Origin of the sequence: Colwellia psychrerythraea 34H (genome assembly GCF_000012325.1) — a bacterium.
In the GTDB taxonomy this organism is placed as follows: domain Bacteria; phylum Pseudomonadota; class Gammaproteobacteria; order Enterobacterales; family Alteromonadaceae; genus Colwellia; species Colwellia psychrerythraea_A.
The window spans coordinates 4,172,467-4,194,721 of the sequence record NC_003910.7; the positions used below are offsets into that span (position 1 = coordinate 4,172,467).

Sequence of the window (22,255 nt, forward strand, 5' to 3'; positions counted from 1 at the left end):
AGAGGTAAAAATGGCTCAACCATTACACAACGATGATTTACTTAATAGCCCATTGAAACTCCCATGTGGAGCAATCATAAAAAACCGTCTCATAAAGTCAGCAATGTCGGACTCACTTGCTGACGGGGAAGGCAACCCAACGGGAACTCAAATTCGACTTTACGAGCGATGGTCACAGGGTGGTATTGGATTATCAATAGTTGGCGAAGTGCAAGTGGATGCCAAATATCCTGAAAATCCTGGAAATCTAGTATTAGACAAGAATTCGAACAAAAAAGCTTTGCAGGCATTAACCTCTCGAGCCGCAATTAATGATGCTCATATATGGCCTCAATTAGGTCATGCTGGAGCGCTTGCATACCAACCACTTAGCCAACTTAAAGGTCCATCACATCTTAAGATAGGTGAATTTGAATGTTCAGGTATGACAGAAAAAGAAGTATCTCGTTTACCAGACATGTATGCCAAAGCTGCGATAATCGCACAAGATACCGGATTTACAGGTGTTCAAATTCATGCTGGTCATGGCTTTCTGCTCAGTCAGTTTCTCTCTCCCCTATTTAATCGTCGAAAAGATCGGTATGGAGGTTGTATAGAGGATCGCAGCCAAATTATTGTAGAAATAATTGAAAAAATTCGATTAACGGTTGGACGTACTTTTCCTATTGGCATCAAGATGAACTCTTCTGATCAATTAGAAGGTGGTCTATCTCAGGAAGATGCTTTAGAGGTAGTGCGCATTCTTGATAAGACTTCAATCGACTTGATTGAGTTAAGTGGTGGCTCTTATTTTCCGGGAGCTAAATCAAGCTCTGATTCCGCTTCAGGTGGACCATACTTTGTTGATTTTGCGATAAAAGCTAGAAGTGTGACCAATATACCTTTGGTAGTTACAGGTGGCTTTAAAACACGCGAGCAGGCAACAAATGTTCTCTCTTCAGATACCGTGGACTTTGTTGGCTTAGGACGTGCTTTGATACTTAAACCTGATCTACCAAAAGAGTGGATAAGCGGTATAGGATTCATTCCTCATTTTCCAAAATTCGAGTCACCACCTCATGGAGGGATAACGGCATGGTACACAATGATTTTAACAGTGATAGGTAATGACAAAGAAATAGACGTTAACTTGGCTCTATTACCAGCAATTCAGGCATATGAAAATCGCGATAAAGCTCGTATCACCAAATGGCTAGCTAAGTACCAGTAGAGTTAGCCGAGTAGCTATGCAATTATGATAAAATAGACACCAATAACCTACGCCTTGTTTGGTTTTTAAACGCATATTCAGCTGTGTTATCGCTTAATATGGCATTGAAACAATGATTGATTCGCCATTAAATTAGCGTATTCTAAATAGTTCTATATTTATTCATTTGGAAAGGTCATCTTGAAAAAAATTGCGCAAGGTTTTTTGTTGTTATACGTGCTTTTTAGCTTATCTGGTTGTATTGCCGCTACGGTTTTATCTGCCGCGGTAGATGTCACTACAACAGTTGTTGGTGGGACTATCGACGTTGTCGATACTGTGACTCCAGATATTATTGATGACGATGATGAACAAGCAGACGACAATGATAACGACAACGGAAAAAATTAAACGGCTTGGTTTGATAAACAAATCAGTCGAATAAGGTTAGCATTCCTCATCGCGTGACGCCTTTTTCATTATTTATCAAGATCCACAGTTGCCTACAGTTAGCCATAATAATTAGCTTTGATTTATTACTGTTTAAATAAGCGTTTGCAGTGCTTGCTCTCTATTGGTGAATTGATATTTTTTATCTAATAAGGTTGCTAAAGATAACTTATCTAATGACTGATTAATTTTCTCATTACCCGTGATAACCAACACAGTTTTCTCTTTTGATTTAGTCCGGTCGATAAGATCGGTGATCATAATTGCGGTGGTTGTTCCTATCAATTTGGCGTTCGATAAATCTATCACTAAAGTAGTGAACGCTAGGTTCTCAGTGAAGCGACGTGATAACTCCCTAGAAACAGCAAAACTAACTGGACCGTCTATTTCGAGTAAAAGCGTATTTGCTAGGGACTTACTCAGGTTGTTTTGAATATCATCCGTTAACGCTATATTTGTCTCGTTTGATGATATTTCACTAAGTAATTCATCCCCTCGTTTAAAGGTAATATTATCAAGTTGAATATGAGTTAACCGATCTAATGTCACTAAGTTTGCGATGAACATACCGACTAATACGGCAGTGATTAAATCAACAAAAACGGTAAGCAGCAACACCAATAACATTAGAGTTGCCGAAAATAATCCAACTTTTTTTATCTGAAAAATAAAACGCCAATCAATAATATCAAGACCCACTTTAATGAGCATACCTGCCAAAACGGTATGAGGAATATACTGTGCATAATCTCCTGCCCAAAGAATAACAATGAGTAAGGTAATAGAATGTATGATGCCTGACAGGGCTGTTTTACCGCCAGCACGAATATTAATGGCAGTACGCATGGTCGCCCCTGCGCCCGGCAATGCACCAAAAAAACCCGCAATAGTATTAGCAATTCCTTGGCCGATCAGCTCTTTATCACTATCGTGGTGAGTTTCGGTCAGCGTATCAGCAACCATTGAAGTAAGTAATGAGTCGATAGCGCCTAATACCGCTAATAAAAAGGCAAAATAGCTAACCTGAGACAGTGACTCTAGCGATAGGCTAGGCATTGATAAACTCGGAAATCCTGTCGGAATTTCCCCGATAACAGAGATGCCTTGTTGGCTAAAAAAGGTAGCACTAATAACCGTTAAGGTGATTAAGGCAAACAATGGTGCAGGAATTATTTTGGTCCATTTTTCAGGCCAATAGATCATAAGCAACAAGGTGATCACACCCAGTACCGTCGCTAAAGTATTTTGCTGACTGAGTGCGTTCGGAATATTCATTAAGGCTGCTAACGCATTACTGTCCCCTGCGCTACCTAACAGTGGCGATATTTGCAGCAGAATAATAATGATGCCAATGCCTGTCATAAAGCCAGAAATAACAGGATAGGGAACCATAACAAAATACTTACCTAGTTTGAGTAAACCAAATAATATTTGGAATAAGCCGGCTAAAATGACACAGGTAAAAGCGAGCACCAAGCCAGTGTCAGGATGACTGCCGATTAATTGAGTGAACACTAAAGCCATTACTACACTCATAGGTCCGGTTGGACCGGATATTTGTGTGGCAGTTCCACCAAAGAGCGCCGCAAAAAAACCAACAAAAATCGCGCCGTAAACACCGGCTATAGCCCCTGCTCCTGATGATACGCCAAAGGCTAATGCTAAGGGTAATGCTATTACTGCAGCGGTTAAACCGCCGAAGATATCACCTTTAAGATGCTGACTAGATATTTTGTTTAGTAAAATAATGACTATCTTTTGTGGATAAGAGAGGGCCCCAGTATACGCGCGACTCAAAAAAAACTGTTATTAGACCTTGGTAGGCAAACTAATATGAACCGTAACACCAGCTGGGTTTTGATGATTATAAGCGCTGATATTTCCCTGATGAAACTGGCAAATTAAGCGAGAAATATATAACCCTAAACCAAGGTGTGGCACAACTTGCTTATTTTGTGCGTTTTGGTTTTTATCACGCAATGACACCATGGAATCAAATAAACTTTCGCTCAGTTGCTCTGGTAATAAAATGCCATTATTACTAATAAGCAGTTCAGCATTGTGCTTATTACTGCTCTTTTTCAACTCAATAGTGATGATATTATCTTGGCTAAATTCAACCCCATTACTGACTACTTTATCTAACAATTGCACTATATGTTCAGGAGAGCCATGCAAAAGAAATGTACTTGCATTGAGAGCTTTAACGTCAATATTCAAGATGAACTGCATTGTTGGGTATATTTGCTGATAGCCAGAAATACAGCCTTTAACAACTTGCTGTAAATCAAAATCAATTTTTTCAGTGCTAGATAACATTTGTTCAAGGCGAGTTGCTTCACTCATATTGGTAAGAATTAAGTTCAACGTTTTGATGCCGGTTTGTGCTCTTTCGATATATGGATTATTGGTTTTACCTGTTTGAGCTTGCTGCGTTTCTAGTAAACTTAGGTTGTCTAATGAGGTTTTAACCACGGCGATTGGCGTTCTTAATTCATGAGATAATCGAGAAGACATATTTTCTAAATAGTGGTTGTACTCACTTAAGCGGTTAACTGCGGTGGTAAAACTGCGAGATAAATCACCTATTTCATCATTACTGTTAGATGCCTGCATTTGGCCAATAATTCGACCTTGCTTATCAATAGCTAGTTCGGCTTGACTAGATAACTGTCGTATTCGCGATGAAATACGTGAAGCAAATAAAATAAAGGTCAACGCGCCTAAACTCATAATCGCTAAAATGACGGTAAATAGTTTTTCTAACGCGCGATTTCGTAAACTACGTATGCCGTTTGTTGTCTCTTCAACAATGACAGCACCTTTTACTTGGTTATTAATAAAAATAGGATAAGCAGCAGAAAGCACTAGGGCTTTTTTATCGGTCGTTAAACGCCATTGAGAGGTTGCCTTACCACTTAAGGCATTAACAATATGTGAGCCTTGTAAATGCTGTGCATCATAGAGTTGATCGATAAAGTCTGTCGACGGTTTAGTTAGAATTTTATAATACAGAGGCAATAAAAGTTGTTGCTTAAACTGATACCAGAGACTATTTTTTTCACCTTCTTTGGGCTGCTTTTCTTTCGCATGCCAAACGCCACTGGCTGAATTTAGTGAGCCTGCGCTAGCGAGCACTCGGTGGTGTTGATCAACAACCCAAATGCTAGAATTGGTATAACGCATGCCCTTAACAATACGCTCAATCTCTGGCGAAGGGACAACAATAGTACCCAAGCTTTCTTCTTTACTGGGATCTGCTGAACCAATCGCAGAGACGGCTTCACTATTGGTTTTATCTACGTCATAAAAAGCAAAAGCAATGTTATCGCCTAAGTTGTCTAAAGGTACTCTTAACTCGATATTATAACCTTGTGACGTTGGTAACCAGTGTCCTTGAATCTGTGGCGCCGGCGCAGGGATAGCAGTTTCATCATCAGTAAGTGCAAAGGCAGATATCCAACCTGCTTTTTTATTACTGATAATAAAGCGATTTAACTTATTGTTGGTATCACTAAAAGACAGGGCTAAATGATCGTTATTGGTAATACTTCGGGTATTTTCACCACGAAAGATCAAGCGGTTATCAACCACCTGAAAAAACAAATACAAGTAATTATTATACTTACCGACACTCGCTTTAAAATTTAGGCTTAATGGCTCGTTGGCAAATAACTGCTGTTGCTGGTTATAAAAATGAGTGCGTTGATTGAAGTCAGGCCAATCATTAGGTAAACCGTCTAAATTCACGGCTTCTGTTAATTTATAGCCATAAAGATCTTTACCTTGTTCAACATTAGGTAAAAAACTCGCTTGGTTATTAAATAGGTTTTCACGCTCATGCAAAGCAGTCGCTAACGCCCGCGCTGTACCCACTAATGTTTGCTCTTGTCCAAAGCGCAAATATTTTTCCATTTCCCAGACATATTGATAACCAAACCAAGGAATGACAAACAGAAAACTTGAAAGCAATAACAGTTTTGATCTAAGTCCAAAGCGCAATTTCAAGCGTTTACCGTTAGCCATGTTAGCCTTCTTCATCAGCAATACTATTAGTACTTAACCAGCGATAACCCATGCCATAAACGGTTTCTATGCAGTCAAAATTGTTGTCGTGTAACATAAATTTTTTGCGAATTCGCTTGATATGAGAAGTGATGGTACTGTCATCCACATATATTTTTGAATCAGTCATCAACTGGGTACGGTTTTTAACATGACCAGGATTTTTGGCTAAGGCATGAACTAACCAAAATTCAGTAATAGTTAAATCAATAGAGCTATTTTGCCAGGTAATACTCATACGCTGGCTATCCACCGTAAGCGCCCCAGAACGAGTAATATGGTCATCGTTAATGGGTTTTTTTAGTGCTTCTTGGCGACGAAACAATGCTGATATTCGCGCCGTTAGGTGAGGTAAACTAATATCTTTGGTAAGGTAATCATCGGCACCGATTCGTAAACCAGATACCGTATCAAAATCATTATCACGTGCCGTTAAAAATATAATAGGTAAGGTAGCCGACTTAGCCCTAAGTTGCTGACACAAAACAAAACCACCATCATATTCATCATTCAGACCTATGTCTAAAATGACTAGGTTGGGTAAACGCAAATTAAAAGCTTGGGTAGCGCTAGATCTATCTGCATAGGTTTGCACTTGATAGCCTTGGCTACGTAATACATCAGCATAGTTTTCTCTAATAGCAGCTTCATCTTCTACAATGGCAATTCTTTTACTCATTTATGGTCACTTTTGATTGTTTAGATTAACTTGAAGCTAATAGCTGTTGCCTGTTCATTTCTCGACTATATCTAACTTTACTCGTTAACGCGCTTAATTTTTGAAATTGCCATATTGTTGCCACAATTGCTCACTGCTTTGCCTTTATTCGGGCAGAGCAATGCCCATTTTTTGCGGTTTAATAACTCCTGTCAACAACACAGGCTTATCAACATAACTTAACAGCATAAATTAACAATACTGTTTAACAACACTGTTAACAAAAAATATGGCATAAAAGGATAACTCATGAAAAACACGATTCAATTACCACAAACTCAACTAAACAAAATTACTGGAAAAAAATTATTCATCACCACGGCACTTATTGCTGCTTTAGCAACGAGTTCAGTGAATGCGACAGAAAACACCTTACCGCCAGAAAAAATTCATCAAGAAGCAACCAATGAAGAAAATATTGGTTTTGGTACCGGTGCTGTTATTGGTGCTATTGTGGCTGGTCCCTTAGGCGCTATCGTGGCAGGAATAGGTGGAGTATTTGTTGCTAAGTACATTAATGTTAATGATCAAAATGACGAACTAAGTACTGCGTTAGTCAATGAACAACGCAAGCAACGCTCTAATGAGCAAATACAAAGTCAATACCAAGCTAAGTTACAGCGTTTAGAAGCTTCGTATCAACAACAATTAGTCGCCTTAGAAACACAACAACATGATTCGGGCCAATTGCAAGCAGACAACCTGTTAATGAGCCTACAATTCTCTACTGGCTCAAGTGACATAGCGCCACACTATCAAGAGCAAGTCGCCGCTCTCGCACAAATATTAAATAGCTCACCCGAGATGAAAATTGACTTGTCTGGTTATACCGATTCAATCGGTGAACAATCACTTAATCAAACGTTATCACAAGCCAGAGTTGAATCAGTAAGAACCTTGTTGATGGCACAAGGCGTGGAAGAACAACAAATAGCGACCTTTGCTTTTGGTGAAGAGTCACCTGTGGTCGCCAATAATGAAAGTGAAGTTAGCTTTTATGACCGTCGTGTTGTGCTGAAATTACATACTCCACCATCAAAAGAAGAGTCTCAAACGATAAACAACCAAATGGCGAATAATCATTAATTCTCCGGTTCATTAACTCCCAGTCAGTCATTTTATTTGATAAAAAAAGGAGGTGTTTATGGCCATTTAATTAGTATAAGAAATCTATATCAGTAATAAAGTAATGAAAAAAGTCGCCCAGTAAGGCGACTTTTTTATTGATATCATGGACAAATTAAAACGCGATTGTTTTCGACCGAGCTATTTAACCTGAGCTCGGCTTAATAAATTATTCTCTAGCAACTACTTTTACTGACTTCTGCGTTAAATTCACTTGCAATAGACTCGCTATTGACGCGTCAATTTGCCTTGAATTAAGCAAAACTATCTAGCCAGAGATACATTGAAATATTTAATTTATATATTTCAGGTAGTTAAAAACTTATTAAACCGAGTTCAGGTTATTTAATGAGAGTCAGCCGCCTGAAAATCTTCGGTTTCAAAATACAAAGGTTTTATCGTGCCACAGTTTATAAACTTATATTGAAGTTCAGTTTCTTTTGGTACTGCTGATGAGGTATTAAAACGGCTTAAACACCCTGCTTCTAAATCGACACCCAATATATGATCAAAGCTAGGTGCTTGCTGAATTCTGTGAATATAAAATTTATAATTTTTTCTTAATGAAACAATATCGTATTCTTGTTTTGTGCTTGAAGGTTTAATGTCGTCAAACGTACGAACATACAACTGCTTATCAAAAGACAATGAAATATTGCTATACACTAACATGCCATCACGCTCAAAATGCCCCGCATATAAGTCAGCCTCTATAACCATTTTCTCGCCACGCATTAAGCGTTGTAAATTAAACGGTTTGGGTTTAATAGTAATAAGTTGGCTATCTCTAACCGTTTGTAATACCGCCAAATCATTATTATCTAATTTATAGAGTAGTTGTACATTATGAGGCTTGTTATAAAGCGGCATATGAGACGCATAAATGCTAGAACCGTGAGTCACCAAAACCATACCGTGTACGCCCATATATCCTGGGTCTAATGGCGGTAACTTCTTGACCTCATCCTCAGCAAAACTCACTTGACTTAATAAAAACACAAGACCAAATAACACTTTTTTCATAAATTAATTCTCACTACACATAGGTTGGCGCGATTTCTACAACCAAGATTTCAAATCCAATTGCACATTATAATTTGTTTTTAAAAGCAAAAGTATCCTATTGAGGCAAGATTTTACACTTAATGGTCTTTTATACCCCTTGGAGCTTACCTTTTTGAGTCATCAAGTACTTTTAGGCATCGCCAAAAAAAGCTAACGCTAACGTTATATTTCACTAGATCACGTTAAATTAATCACTGCGCTTATCAAAAGAGAATTGTGCCGCAAGCTCTGTTTTTCCTGAAAGGTTTCTAGGTGTGGTATAAAATTCAACATTAAGCGCATCGTCTTGGTTATTTAGCTCTATATGAGCAAAACCCCAAACAAAACTTTGCGACCAATGCAGCTTATATTGTGGATAACGTTTGGCTTGTTGCTCTGCAAATGGGCTATGTTTACCACGCATTTTTGCTGCGGCGCCACTGATAATGAGAGGTAATGGTGGGCGCGTATTATCTGCAATGTAATTAGAGCAATCATCGGTAATAAGCTCTAAATCATGCTCATGTCCGGCGATATATGCATCCGCATATTGGCACAAAGAAGGTAATAATAAATCCCTTAGTACATGGCCTTCGCTGTATTTACTACCACCAATTGACCACAAAATATGGTGCCCATAAACAACCTTCCATTTAGCGGTAGAGTTTTTTAATCCCTTTGCTAACCAGGCAAGTTGCTGTTCGTCTTCACCTTTTATCGGTAACTCATGCAGATCTGCTTGTTCTAATTCGGCGCTGCCATCCTTAAGTGCTTTCGTTAACTCCCCTTCACTGCCATCGCTATTAAGGGGTACTTCATGGAACGTTTGCCCCGAAAGTAACATATTGGTATCAAGGACAAAAAACTCAACATCATTGCCTTTACTCCCTAAGGTGTATTTATAATAACCTTGCTCATCTAAGGTGAAGTTTTTTTGTTCTGCCATCCATTGAGTTTGCAAAGCAACACCTTGGCGAGAGCTTTTCCAGTCATGATTTCCTAACGCTGAATACACCATTAAATCAGGGTGTTCGGTGAATAAGGGCATTAACGGCGAAAGTATTAAATCATTCATGCGCTTTTGATCATCTTTGCCATCATCTGCACCAGCGCCATCAGGATAGATATTATCGCCTAATTGAATAGCAAACTGGCAAGGTTTATTAATACAAACCTCGGTCATTGCCAGTCCTACCGCTTCAGCCCCACCTTGCTCTGTGGCAGTATTGGTATTGGGATAAACATAAATGGGCGCATGATCAAATTCAGACTCAGGTCTATATTCGGCTACCCAGTCTTCTTTTTCATGAATGATAAAGTCTGCTTTGTTTCTGGGATTTTCTATATGCTTTTTCTTGGGGTAATCCACATGATAACCACCATCTCCGAAGGCAAGAAAATTGATGTTATTGGTAGCTGTTTTATCGGTAATATTCTTATCAACGCTATCAATTGATTGCGTATTACTGCAGCTAGCTATAATACCTAAACTCAGTAATGATAAAGATAACATCACTAGTGATAATTTCTTCGGCTTGATTGCTTTTAACAGCACGTCTTTTTGTCTAACTGTCGGGGTTACATCTTGGTTTTTCATAATAAACTCAATTATGGTAACAATTTATAGGTAATCAAAGTCAGCGTTTTTCAACTACTGACTTTGATTCATGCTAGGTGACTTAACAGGAGTGACAGTTAAAAAGATGTGATGGTAATGCCTAATTCATAGCTACGACCATACTCTTCAAACTGATAGTTATATTGCGTGTCACCGTGATAGAGGTAATACGGCTCATCATTAATATTTATTGCGTTAAAATAAATTTGCGTGGTGTTATTCAGATAATACTTCGCACTAAAATCAAGTTGCATATGTGCGTCTTGATAAACATCAGCATCATTATCGGTAAACTTGAAGTTCTCACTTTTATAGGTTGAGCTTAATCGTAAGCTGATATCATTATTTTCAAAGCCAAACATTAAATTACCCACGGTATCTGCTTGATTTGGCAATTTTTCATCCGCATCAACAAAGGTACCATTGGCACCTAACAATACCCCCGAGTCGAACGTTTTAGTCCACGCCAGTTCAAGACCTGTTAGTGCAGCATTACCACCATTTTTCGGCTGAATAACTTCTTCAAAACCATCCCACTGTCCATTATCCTGCACCTCTTCTTTAAGGATATAATTATCAATGTCTTTATAAAAAAGACCTGCTGATAAGACACCAATATGTCCAGGATAATACTCAAGACTTAAATCAAGGTTGTTAGCTTCATACGGTTCAAGATCAGGATTCCCCACAACAGCTTTTCGCTCGGTTATGATTTGACCATTATCTTCTGACACTTCCGTTTCTATCAATTGGTTTGCCGCAGTATCACTGAAGGTTGGTCTGGCGATAGTTTGTGTATAAGCAAAACGACTGATTAACTTGTCGCTAATGTTATAACGCACATTTAGACTTGGGAAAAAATCATCATAGTCTTTAGCGCCCTGCCAAGGGCTGATATTGACGGTTTCACTGCCATCACTTTCATCAACAATTAAGTCGACTTTACTGCCTTTGGTACTAAAGCTGGTATCTTCATAACGAACACCCGCAACAATGTACCAATCATTAATGTCAAAACTGACCATGGCATATAAGGCTAATACATCTTCATTACTGGTATAGGAGCTACCTTGACTTTCAATATCAGATTTAAGGCTGTTTAACTCAAAATCATTAATATTTGTAAGAACATAATCACTCAGCTGATGTTGAGAAAGACCAGGGCCAAAATCCCCTAAATTGTAATCAACAGGTCCTGTATTGAATGCTTGTGCGCTGGTATCAACGCCTGCAGCATCGGTAAAACCACCATCATAAATTGCTGCATCAACACGGTTAAACTTTTCACGGGTACGGTATTTTCCACCAAACTTAATTTGACCATTGTTGTTTTGCCAAACAAAGTCTTTGCTGAAATCTAATGCTAAGGTGACTTCTTCATCTTGTGTTAAGTTATTTTCATAAACCACTTCATCTAAGGCAAAGTTATTCAAATCTTGAGATGCAGCATCAAACGTTAGCTGTGGAATAGGACCAGAACTCAAATAGCCAAAAGTTAAATCTTTAGCCACAAAAGTACTATCGATACGATCCGGTTCAGCTTCACTGGCTTTAGAGTAACCCGCACTGTATTCAACAAGCCAATCGCCTATCTGGTTTTCCCCTCCAGTGATGATGGAGAATATTTTTTGTGCTTCATAACGATCCTTGGTATCACGCTCCATTTTGGCATCAGAAAACTGGGCACTATTCTGGGTGTTTGAGGTTAAATCAATTTGGCCTTTATCGTATTTAAATTGATTTCTTAAACGATATTCATCATCTGAAAACTTACTGTACAGGGTGCGTAAATAGTACTTATCTGTTGCTGAGGTATATAAGTCAAAATTTAAAGCCGCGCCCAAACGTTCACGTTCAATACTATATGCACGTTGCTCTATTTCTTCTGCCCCAAACGCTTCAACATCTTCGCCTGTTGCAGCGTCTTCATAATCAAATACGCTCCAACCGCCATCTGTTTCGACATTATGAGAGCCAAACTCTCGCTTAAACCATGAAACAGCGCCGGCAACGCCAAGCTGACTTCCGCCCGCTAAGGTATAAATATCGGTATAACTTCCCGAAAGTTTAGGGCTAGTTTCTGAGACCAATTCATTATGTGATGCTTGTGCAGTAAAAGAGTAACTTCTGTCGTTACGATCAAAAGCTGATAAACTTTTTACTTCGATAGAACCGCCAATGGCACTGGCATCCATGTCTGGCGTAACTGTTTTACTCACTTCTAATGATGAAATAAGTTCACTCGGGATAACATCTAAGGCGACACTGCGAACGCCCGCCTCGGGTGAAGGAACATTTAGACCATTGATAGTGACATTATTCAGGTTTGGATCTATACCGCGAATACCAACAAAACGCCCCTCGCCTTGGTCACGTTCAATAAATATTCCCGGCATACGCTGTAAAGCCTCAGCAGCATTTTGGTCCGGCAATTGGCCTATACCATCACTACTGATAACTGAAACTAATTTGTTAGCATTTTTTTGTCGGTTAATAGCACTCGCTTGCCCTGCTCTTTGCCCATAGACGATAATATTATCTAACTCTTTTTGGTCCGAGTTAGCCGCACCAATAACAAAGTTTTTCGATAAAACCTCACCATCAACAACCGAGATTTTTTGCTCTAAATCATCACTACCAATATATTTAATGATTAAGGTATATTCGCCTTCAGGCAATTTAGCAAAACGAAAGGATCCATCACGTTCACTAATTACCGTTAAATCCAACTCTTTTATCTGCACTTGGGCGCCTTGAAAGTAAACCTTGTTACTTGCGTCGGTTACTCGCCCTTCAATAACACTGTCTGCCCAACTTAAAGGTGCTGTTAATAACGCTAAACTGCCCGCTAAGGCGATAGTTAGTTTATTAAGGCGAAAATTATTACCGTTAAAATTCGTTAAAGAAAGTTTCATGTGATCTAGTGCTCTCATATTGTTTTAATTTTATTGCCTCAACATAGCGAACTAGCAAGGCAAAGTACTCAGGTACAAATTGATATTGACGCTAAAGTAAGTAAAAAATATGACAACACGATGACAGTAAAACGGTGACTGAACCGTTGAGGTTAAAAATTGTTAATCTCCGCTTTATTTAGCGATAAAAAACAGGAGGACGAGCTAATTAGACCCCTTAATTTTACTAAAAACTAACGGTTCCCCTACCCGCCTATTAACCAATACGGTAAATAGCATACCTATCGATTGCTAATAAATGAGCAATCATCATGTTTAGGTAAAAAAACTGTCATCTGTGTGAGCTAATATCACTTTCATAAACACCTTCACCTTAATAACAGGGCTGACCATGAACACCTCTTTTATAAAATATCATTCCCACCTTTTAACCATATTATTCTTTACCCTAGGTGCAGTTATAACCTGTACATTCAATTTGGGGGATTTAAAACCAAGCAGTGAATTTGACTACCTTGACGCCTTAGGTGAAGGTGGCATGACTTTAATGACCTTGGTATGGATAGGCTTTATTTTAATCAGTAGACCTGCGGGAAAAGTCACTAACTGGCTTTTTTCTGGATTGATACTGATGAATATCTCGATGTTATTAGACTTTATTGACGAGTTTGTTATTTATCCCCAAAACAGTGCTTGGTTGACTGCCATCGAATCATTACCTGCCCCAGTAGGCATGGTGATAATGAGCATAGCCTTGTATCACTGGTATCAAGAACAAATGACGATTAATGCACAATTAAGACGTACAGAACGTTTTTATCGGGACCACAGTCTTACTGACTTTATCACGGGTTTATACAGTGCTAAATATATGAAAAAGCAAATAAAACATCAGCTTCTTTATAGTAAAAAAACTAAACAACCTTTTACTATGATGATGATAGACATTCGCCAGTTCGACCAATTCAATCGACAGTATGGTCATCAACAAGGGGATATTTTATTACGAGAAATTGGGCAAGTGATCACCATGAATATTAGAGATCAAGATTTAGCCTGCAGATATGCCAGTGATCGTTTTGTTGTTTTATTGCCCAATACCACCACAACATTCGCGGAAACGTTTGCTTGGCATATTGAAAATAGTCTAGCCAACTTAGCGTTCAAAGTGGGGAGTGATCAACAAGCAAATTACCAGAAAATCACGCTGTGCAGCAAAGAGTTTGATGGTAGTCAAAGTGATTACCAAGTGCTTGAGCTGATGAGTCAACAAATGGACAGCACCAAGAAACAAAACAACAAACATCATAATAAACAGGTTGCCTAATGAAAGGCTATGAACGCTACGACGAAGTACTCGATGCTCAGCAAGTTCTACTGAGCTTGATAGACTTAGCAACGCAAAGAGGCGCCCACCCTGATAAATTACTCAAAGGTACCAAGCTATTTCACAATGATTTAAGCAAAAAGAATTTAGCAAAAAATAGCTTAACCTGCTCGGCAAATACGTTGCTAACAGTAATAGAAAACTGCTCAAAGTTAGTTCAGGGTAATGAAATTAGCTTTCTACTTGGCAGACGATATTTTCCTTCACATCTGGGGTTATTAGGCCAAGCACTAATGAACTGTCGGCACCTAGGCGATATGTTACGATTATGCCAATGTTTTCAGCTTGCTTGCTTTCCGTTAATGAACTTACAGCTAAAACACTTCAACAATAATAGTTACCTTATTTTTCAAAGTGCAGTTGGCAAATTATCAAAAAATCAACAGACCTTTATAACTGAGTTTATGTTGAGTGCTTTACTGGGTGCCATCAAATATCGCTGTGGAGAATTACCTAAGTTAGACATTCACCTTGATTATCCTGAGGTACAACATATCGAGCAATATCATGTACATCTCAACATGAAAGCAAATATAAACATACAGTTTGACCAGAAGATCTGCATGGTTACTATAGCGTCAAAACAACTGTATTTGCCCTTTAACGACAGCGCAAATAGCTTAAAAGCAGTAGCGCTACAGCAAATAAGTCAATTAAACCCAAAACCCTACCCCATTAGTTTTATACAGCAACTCAATAGCTACCTTAGTCAACGTTTATCAAATAAAGGTGACTTATCGCAAGAGTGCTGTGCACAACATTTTGGTTATAGCAGTGCCACGTTAAAACGTAAACTTGCGAATCATCAACTCAATTATCAAGGTCTCATTGATGCCATACGTAGCCAGCAGGCAATTTTTCAGTTGGTTATTTGTCAGCACAGTAATGAAAAGATTGCCGATGCCCTGTACTTCAATGACGTGAGTAACTTTCGTAAAGCCTTCAAACGCTGGACAGGAGTGACGCCAAACTCTATGCGTGAGCAACACTGCTTTAACTAGAAATAACAAGTTTTACAGTTTCAAGCAGCAGTTACTTTGATATAACCTTGGTCTATCGCTTCAAATAAAGGCGATAATTGCTCTGCAGTTGAATGGAACCAATAATCACGATATTGCGGTAATACAATGACTGGCATACGTTGATGATATTCAGCGCATTTGTCATTAGGCGCGGTGGTGAGAGTGACCAATTGTTTGGGCTCAGGAGTCAATGCTTCGTTATTACTTTGGTTTTGCTTCACATACCAAATTCCCGCCATGAGAAAGGGCTCGTCATTAACATGACTAAATAAGTACTTTTGTTTTTTGTCCCCTTCAGTTCGCCACTCATACCAGCCAGCGCAAGGAATTAAACATCGGTGTGTTTTTATCGCGTCTTTAAAAGTAGCTTTAGTAAGTACAGTTTCACTTTGAGCATTAATAAGTAATCGCTTTGACCAACTGGGTTGAATACCCCAAGTAGAATCAAGCTGCTGAAAAGCTGCCTCGTCATTTGAAACACTGTTTGAATGGTCATTTATATCACGGTTAACCAGCGTGGAAACTGTCTGCCCAGGACTAAGGTTATTGTTTGAAGCAGCGCTAAAATCACAGCCAAAAAAGTCACTGATTATCTTACTGTGCTTATTATCAAAGTTCATTCTTCCACACATAAAAACCTCAATGATTAACATTATACTTCAATGAATATTCTTCATCGATTAGATTAATATTTCGTGGCTAGGTACGTCATTGTATCAGCGTATTAAATTGCTAGGAATGTTAATTTATTTGAATAAGAAGAGAGCTAGGAAAAATTGTTAATACCCATAAAAAAACGCAGTACAGCCATTGGGATAGCTATACTGCGTAAATAATGAATACAAAGAAAGTGCTAATTATTGCAGAACCTTCTTATTACTAGGCTTACTTAAAAGTCCCACTTCAAGGCAACTTCAAAGGCAACACCTTTGGTTTCACTGCGCATTAAGGTATCTTCAAACTCAATTTCTTTTTTCTGATTTAAGATGTTTTGCACCTTAAATTTCAATGTTGATGAGTAAGTAGGATAGTAGGTATAGACCATATCAAGTGAATGGAATGGTTGCTCATAAGCATCATCCTTACCGTCAATGCCAGGTATAATAATACGCTCAGCAAACACGTTATAAGCAAGGGTAGCACTGTGATTACCATTCGGCGCATCCCAACCTAAGTTCATATTTACTACCCAAGGTGAGTGACCTGTCATGGCACGTGTTGGATTAGTAATTGAGGTAGAAACGCCGGTTTGTTCAACCACGTTCTGGGTATCAATATTTATTTCTGACTCACTTACCGTAAAGTTACCCGATAAGAAGAAGTCTGTCCCGTTCATACCCGCAAAATCACCTAAGAAGCCAAAGTCTTTTAAAAACTCTACCTCAAGTCCGTACACATAACCGTCTTCTGCATTAGCAATTCTGATTAATGGTGGGCCATCTTGTGCAGGTGATTGTACCGCTTCTATTGGCTGATCCATGTCCTTGTAGAATAAACCTACAGAAAGGTTATCTCCCGCAGGTAAGTACCACTCCCAACGTAAATCATAGTTATCAATAGCGGTACTGGTTACACTTGGCGTTCCACCAATAGGGAAACCAGTAAGGGGATCAATGTAGGTCGCCGGCGCGACTTCTCGGATATCTGGACGAATAGTCGTTTGTGCGTAAGAAGCACGAAACTGCATTTCATCGTCAAGCAAATAAGTGAATGCTAGTGCACCAAAAACATCATCATCTTTAAAGGCAAGTGCTGCTAAATCTTCATTCGTCGGCTTTGCAGGTAACTCAAACTTACCAGTTGCGGGATCTAACGGGGCAACGACTTGGCGAAAATCTTCATAACGCAATCCTAAGTTTACTCGCCACTTTTGCGCGATGAAAAAATCGGTATCAATAAAGTAAGCATCAACCAGTTGAGCAGAGTAGTAATCATCTCCGCTAGCAGTCGTATCACGAATAATTAATTCATTGCCCGATAATGGGTGATTTAGCATAACATCATCATTTAAAATGACGCCCATTTGATGGCCAGTTAGGTCTAGGTTATCAAAAGCAAGTGTGTTGACATCTATGCGTCTTGCCATAGCGTCACGTGTCTTTTCAATAAAGTTCCCGCCTGCTTTTATCTCTAGTTCTACATTGCTAAAGTTAACTGGCAATGAAAAACTAAAACCATAGTTTTCAACATTATCGTCTAAGTTTTGAAAACTATAACGAGAAGAAGTGGTCGCTTTACGTAAAGAGCTCTCATTGATTGGATCAAAAATGCCATCTTCAGGTTGACCATTTGAACCATCGGCAATGATATAGCGTGTTGAGATATTGCCAGGAGCATAGCGATTGGAGCGCGCATCTGAGTAAAACCAATCAGCACCTAAGTTCCAAAGTCCTGAGAAGTTATGTGTACCTCTGATTTGATTCGCGATCATTTCTCGCTCTTCATAAATAACGTCGCTATCACGTACTCGCAAACCGTCACTAATAGTGACATTGTTGGTGTTGCCGAGTTTATCGCGTATTTCATCACGGGTATCGTGCAAAATTAACGAGCTGAAATCAATGCGGTGATCACGTTGAAATTCTAAGCCAACGTTGAACATGCCAGAAAAGCGTACCGTATGTTCAGTAGATTTAATATCATCGGAACCACGTACTAAAGCCCAACTGCTGTCTTCGCCATCAACACCTTCTTGATAGGTGAAATCCTGTCCTTCGTATTCTTCTGATACTTCCCATTTATTGTCATAGGAAACCGCGGTAAGGAAACCTAATCGAAAGTCATCAAAGTCGAATCGATTACCTAATGTGACATCAAAGCCAGTATTCGGGTTAATGCTAGTGGCTTTTGGATCATAATCGCGATTCATCTGCGCAGCAATCTCACGGTTATCTTGCTGTGATAAATCATTTATAGGGCTATGACTTTTCCACAATTTTTGCAATGACGCTGGTGCTGCACGAGTACCATCATCTTTACCATACCAATCGTCGTCTCCGCCATTATAGGATAAACCATCATCAAAGTTATTGGTGTTACCGCCAAGCTTACCTTGCATGGAAAAAACAAAGTCAGAAGGAATTGTTTTCAAACGCACATCGACATTACCGCCAGCAAAATGGGCAGGCATAGCAGCAGAATAGGATTTTTGTACCGACAATGATTCAATGATTGATGAAGGAAATAAATCGAGTGGAATAACCGTTCGCGTTGGATCTGGGCTAGGTACTGCCGCGCCATTTAGTTGCGTACTTGAAAAGCGCTCACCTAAACCACGCACATAAATGTATTTTCCATCCACCAAGGTAATACCGGTAACACGACGTAACGCCGCAGCCGCATCTGAATCACCGGTACGTGCTATTTGCTCAGCGCCGAGGATATCAGCAATAAAGGCCTGATTTTTACGCTCTTCCATGACCGCACTAGCAGTGCCTTTTAAGCGACTTGCTTTGACAATCACCTCTTCCATGGCTTGCCCATCAGCATTTTCTTCTAGTGCAGTTTCTGCATAGGCGGTTGATAAACCACAGCCTGTAGCAAGTGCTAGAGTTAAAATGGATAGTTTGAATTTTGTTTTCATTGGAAACCTCTTGAAACTTCTTTACTGGGAGAAGCAAAAAAACCGCTTCAAACTTGTCATTCCCGAGGTGTCTTAATCGGAAATCTAGTTTTTAATTACCCTTTATTACGGACTAATAAATAACCGGAATAAATGCTGTAGCGATTCTTTTCGCTACAGCATTGGGTATCAACGCTTATTAGTCGTCTAAGCCAACAGTCCAGTTAGCTGTCCAGTCATTATCCGCAGAGACCGCACCGATGTGCTTCGCATTTTCAAAAAATGCATTGCCGGTAAAGTCTTTTGCTTCAGTGGTATCAATCGTGAATATACCGTCAAGTACTGCCGACGTATCAAGTGCGGTCGTATTGTTCACATTCAACGTTGGGTTTTGATTAAGCACCCAGTCTTGTGTATCAAGCAATACTGTTTTGTCTTCCGCTTTGGCACTTTTGAAGTTTTCTTCACAAGCAAATACTGAGTTGGATATTACCGTTTCACCGGCAACTGCTTGGTCTACTGTCACTGAAGTTGTCGCGCCGCCTTCGATTTCAAAACACTCGCCCATGCCCGTAGGACCCGTTACCACAAAGTTATGTAACTGTGCTTTAGTGCCTTCACGAAGGTAAACCCCTTCAGAGTCTTTACCTGGTGCTGTGAAAGCGTTACCTATGATAGTCATGTTGGCAATCGTTGGGTTTGATTGTGGCAGTTTGTTCGGGGTAGAGCCGTCGTTATCACCTTCAATACCACGGTTAGCTTCACCATTGTCGCTAGCGTGTTTAACCAATACATATTGTAAGTTGCCGCGATAACCGTTATCCCAATCAACGCTGTCATCTTTATTTGAGGTAAGCACTACATATTTAGCATTAACAGTTCCGCCAAAGAATTCAATACCATCATCAGCATTTTCATGTACTTGAATGTATTCTACTTTAGTACCTGAGCCTACTGCACCAAAGGTTATACCGTTAAGTTCGTTGTCTGGTTTAACTTCATAACCCGCATGTTTAACGACAACATAGCGTAAAGTACCTGAACTGTCGGTATCATCAGTGCCACCAAATACGGCACCTGTTTCAACACCTTCAACTTGTAAGGCACAATCACTACCATCTGTTGGACATTTATTTGATTGCGCATTACCTAACAGAACAATACCTCCCCATTGTCCAGCCCCTGTAACACCTGAGCTAATATCTTCACTAGATGTAAAGATGATAGGTGAACTAGCGCTGCCATTTGCTTCAATTTTTGAGTCACGACTAACAACTAAGTAATCACCACCAGAGCGACCAAAAATAGTCGTTCCCGCTTCAATTGTTAAGGTTGCACTTTTAGCCGTTGTAGATTCTGTAGAAGTCGTTCTGTCTTGACCGACAAAAACAGGGCCACTTAAGGCATATAGGTTATTAGCCGTTAACGTTAAATCGCTGGTGATATCGCCACTTAGCTGACAGGTAGTTGTTACACCATCGGCAGGTGAAATGGCGCTAGTACCCGTTGGACAACCTTCAACTTCTGCTTGGGCAGTAACAACACCACCACCAAAGCCAAATGCCCAACCTTCTCGCCAATCATCTACATCCGCACCATCTAATGCACCGATGTAATCAACGCTATCAAACCAAGCATTCTGAGTAGTAGCAACATCTTGCCCTGCATTTTCAGCGATTAGCGGTGAACCACTATCTGGTATGCCACTTGCGCCAATAAGCACAGAAGTACTTATGCTATTAGAGTCTTCAGCTTCAAACCAAGTCGCTAAATCAAGTAATATTGATTTATCTTCAGCTTTTGCATCTTTAAAGTTTTCATCGTTATTACAAGCCATCACCACATTTTGCATAACAATTTTATCGCTATTGGCATTATCAACGGTAACCGATGAGGTTTTGCCACCTTCAAACTCTAAACATTCACCCATTTCACTTGGGCCGGTTATTACCGTGTTGAAAATTTTAGCGGCGGTGCCTTCACGTAAATAAATACCTTCAGAGTCTTTGTCACTGGTAGTAAAGTTATTACCAATAATCGTCATGTTAGCGATAGTAGGATTTGATTGCGGTTCTTTAGCCGGGCTTGAACCGTCGTTATCACCTTCTATACCACGGTTTGCTTCGCCAGCATTTTTCGCATGTTCAATATAAACGTGCTGAAGCATTCCTTTAAAACCGTTATCCCAATCAACACTGTCATCTTTGTTAGCCGTTAAGACCAAATGTTTTGCATTAACTGCACCACCAAAGAACTCAACACCATCATCAGCATTGCTGTGTACCTGAATATAATCAACTGTGGTGCCTGATCCAACGCCACCAAAAGTAATACCATTTAATTCATTGTCCGGCTTAATTTCAAAACCAGCGTACTTAATGACAACATATTTTAAAATACCTGAGTTATCTTCCCAGTCTGTGCCGCCAAAAACAGCGCCTTCAGCAACACCTTCAACTTGTAAGGCACAATCACTGCCGTCAGTTGGACATTTATTTGAAGGAGCGTTACCTAAAATAACTAAACCACCCCACTGTCCTGCAGCTGTAGCCTCACCTTTAACATCTTGCAGTGATGTCATGATAATTGGCTTAGCTTTACTGCCTTCTGCCATGATTTGTGCATCACGGTGAACAACAATATAATCGTTACCTGATTGACCAAATAATACCGCGCCTGGTTCGATAGTAAGTACAACATCCGTATCAGGGTTGCGCATTTTACCGCTTTGACCATTAGTGCTGCGTGATTGTGCGGCTGGTGCTACTGCGCCGCCTACCTCAAGTCCACCACTAATTGCATACATAACGGTTTTGCCATCAACACTCGCCACTAAGGTGGTACTTTCATTAATAATGCTGTCGAGCACTTGAACCTGTACGTCAAAACCAAGTGCTGCCGATACTTCAGTACTTAATGCTGTATTTGCTTTACCAGGTAATGATTTACCCGCATCAGGCGTTGGTGCTGGGTTTTCAATAATGGTATCGCCCACTGATTCATCAACACTAGAGTTTAAATTAATGTCACCACCACAAGCAGCTAAACCTAAGGTTAAAGCTGTTGCTATCATACTGTATTTAAATAGTTTTTTAGTTTGCATTTCATTTGCTCCGCAGCAATTAATGAAGAAAGATTACTTTACCTAGCAAATACACAG

14 protein-coding genes are annotated in these 22,255 nt (G+C 39.6%); 5 read left to right on the forward strand and 9 right to left on the reverse strand.

Translation table 11 applies throughout. The features are described 5' to 3' along the window. Positions 1-10 precede the first annotated feature (10 nt). Positions 11-1,210 carry an NADH:flavin oxidoreductase/NADH oxidase family protein gene (locus CPS_RS17795; RefSeq protein WP_011044722.1) on the forward strand — a complete coding sequence of 400 codons (1,200 nt, stop codon included), beginning with the start codon at positions 11-13 and terminating at the stop codon, positions 1,208-1,210. A gap of 180 nt (positions 1,211-1,390) precedes the next feature. Beyond that, positions 1,391-1,600 carry an NF038104 family lipoprotein gene (locus tag CPS_RS17800; protein ID WP_011044723.1) on the forward strand — a complete coding sequence of 70 codons (210 nt, stop codon included), beginning with the start codon at positions 1,391-1,393 and terminating at the stop codon, positions 1,598-1,600. A 132-nt stretch (positions 1,601-1,732) separates the two neighbouring features. On the opposite strand, the gene CPS_RS17805 is transcribed toward CPS_RS17800, so the two are convergent. The 3 genes from CPS_RS17805 to pdsR are packed head-to-tail and all read right to left on the reverse strand — an operon-like array spanning position 1,733 to position 6,383. Next, positions 1,733-3,436, reverse strand: coding sequence for a SulP family inorganic anion transporter (locus tag CPS_RS17805; RefSeq protein WP_011044724.1), 1,704 nt, complete (start codon positions 3,434-3,436; stop codon positions 1,733-1,735). 12 nt (positions 3,437-3,448) lie between these two features. Then, positions 3,449-5,665, reverse strand: coding sequence for a proteobacterial dedicated sortase system histidine kinase (pdsS, locus tag CPS_RS17810; RefSeq protein WP_011044725.1), 2,217 nt, complete (start codon positions 5,663-5,665; stop codon positions 3,449-3,451). Position 5,666: 1 nt separating this feature from the next. Further along, positions 5,667-6,383 (reverse strand): proteobacterial dedicated sortase system response regulator, encoded by a 717-nt coding sequence (gene pdsR / locus CPS_RS17815; RefSeq protein WP_011044726.1) that lies wholly within the window; start codon positions 6,381-6,383, stop codon positions 5,667-5,669. A gap of 288 nt (positions 6,384-6,671) precedes the next feature. Here pdsR and pdsO point away from each other — a divergent pair, with 288 nt between their 5' ends. Next, positions 6,672-7,508, forward strand: coding sequence for a sortase-associated OmpA-like protein PdsO (gene pdsO / locus CPS_RS17820; RefSeq protein WP_011044728.1), 837 nt, complete (start codon positions 6,672-6,674; stop codon positions 7,506-7,508). Positions 7,509-7,892: 384 nt separating this feature from the next. Here the strand turns inward: pdsO and CPS_RS17825 are convergent, their stop codons facing one another. The 3 genes from CPS_RS17825 to CPS_RS17835 all read right to left on the reverse strand — a co-directional run bounded on the left by CPS_RS17825 (position 7,893) and on the right by CPS_RS17835 (position 13,124). Beyond that, a complete protein-coding gene (locus CPS_RS17825) occupies positions 7,893-8,570 on the reverse strand; it encodes a hypothetical protein (RefSeq protein ID WP_011044730.1) in 678 nt (225 codons plus the stop codon). A 229-nt stretch (positions 8,571-8,799) separates the two neighbouring features. Beyond that, the gene (locus CPS_RS17830) at positions 8,800-10,188 is read right to left on the reverse strand and encodes a metallophosphoesterase (RefSeq protein ID WP_011044731.1); all 1,389 of its coding nucleotides are present in this window, start codon (positions 10,186-10,188) and stop codon (positions 8,800-8,802) included. A 98-nt stretch (positions 10,189-10,286) separates the two neighbouring features. Then, on the reverse strand, positions 10,287-13,124 hold the full coding sequence (locus CPS_RS17835) for a TonB-dependent receptor (RefSeq protein WP_011044732.1): 2,838 nt from the start codon (positions 13,122-13,124) through the stop codon (positions 10,287-10,289). A gap of 391 nt (positions 13,125-13,515) precedes the next feature. Between CPS_RS17835 and CPS_RS17840 the strand changes: the two genes are divergently transcribed. Beyond that, positions 13,516-14,451, forward strand: a complete 936-nt coding sequence (locus CPS_RS17840; RefSeq protein ID WP_011044734.1) for a GGDEF domain-containing protein — start codon at positions 13,516-13,518, stop codon at positions 14,449-14,451. Further along, a complete protein-coding gene (locus tag CPS_RS17845) occupies positions 14,451-15,512 on the forward strand; it encodes an AraC family transcriptional regulator (RefSeq protein ID WP_011044735.1) in 1,062 nt (353 codons plus the stop codon). Before CPS_RS17840 ends, CPS_RS17845 begins: the two co-directional genes overlap by 1 nt. Positions 15,513-15,532: 20 nt before the next feature. Here the strand turns inward: CPS_RS17845 and CPS_RS17850 are convergent, their stop codons facing one another. The 3 genes from CPS_RS17850 to CPS_RS17860 all read right to left on the reverse strand — a co-directional run bounded on the left by CPS_RS17850 (position 15,533) and on the right by CPS_RS17860 (position 22,198). Further along, positions 15,533-16,165 (reverse strand): SOS response-associated peptidase, encoded by a 633-nt coding sequence (locus tag CPS_RS17850; protein ID WP_011044736.1) that lies wholly within the window; start codon positions 16,163-16,165, stop codon positions 15,533-15,535. Between the two features lie 257 nt (positions 16,166-16,422). After that, positions 16,423-19,116 carry a TonB-dependent receptor domain-containing protein gene (locus tag CPS_RS17855; protein WP_011044737.1) on the reverse strand — a complete coding sequence of 898 codons (2,694 nt, stop codon included), beginning with the start codon at positions 19,114-19,116 and terminating at the stop codon, positions 16,423-16,425. 178 nt (positions 19,117-19,294) lie between these two features. Further along, positions 19,295-22,198, reverse strand: a complete 2,904-nt coding sequence (locus tag CPS_RS17860) for a hypothetical protein (RefSeq protein WP_011044738.1) — start codon at positions 22,196-22,198, stop codon at positions 19,295-19,297. Positions 22,199-22,255 lie beyond the last annotated feature (57 nt).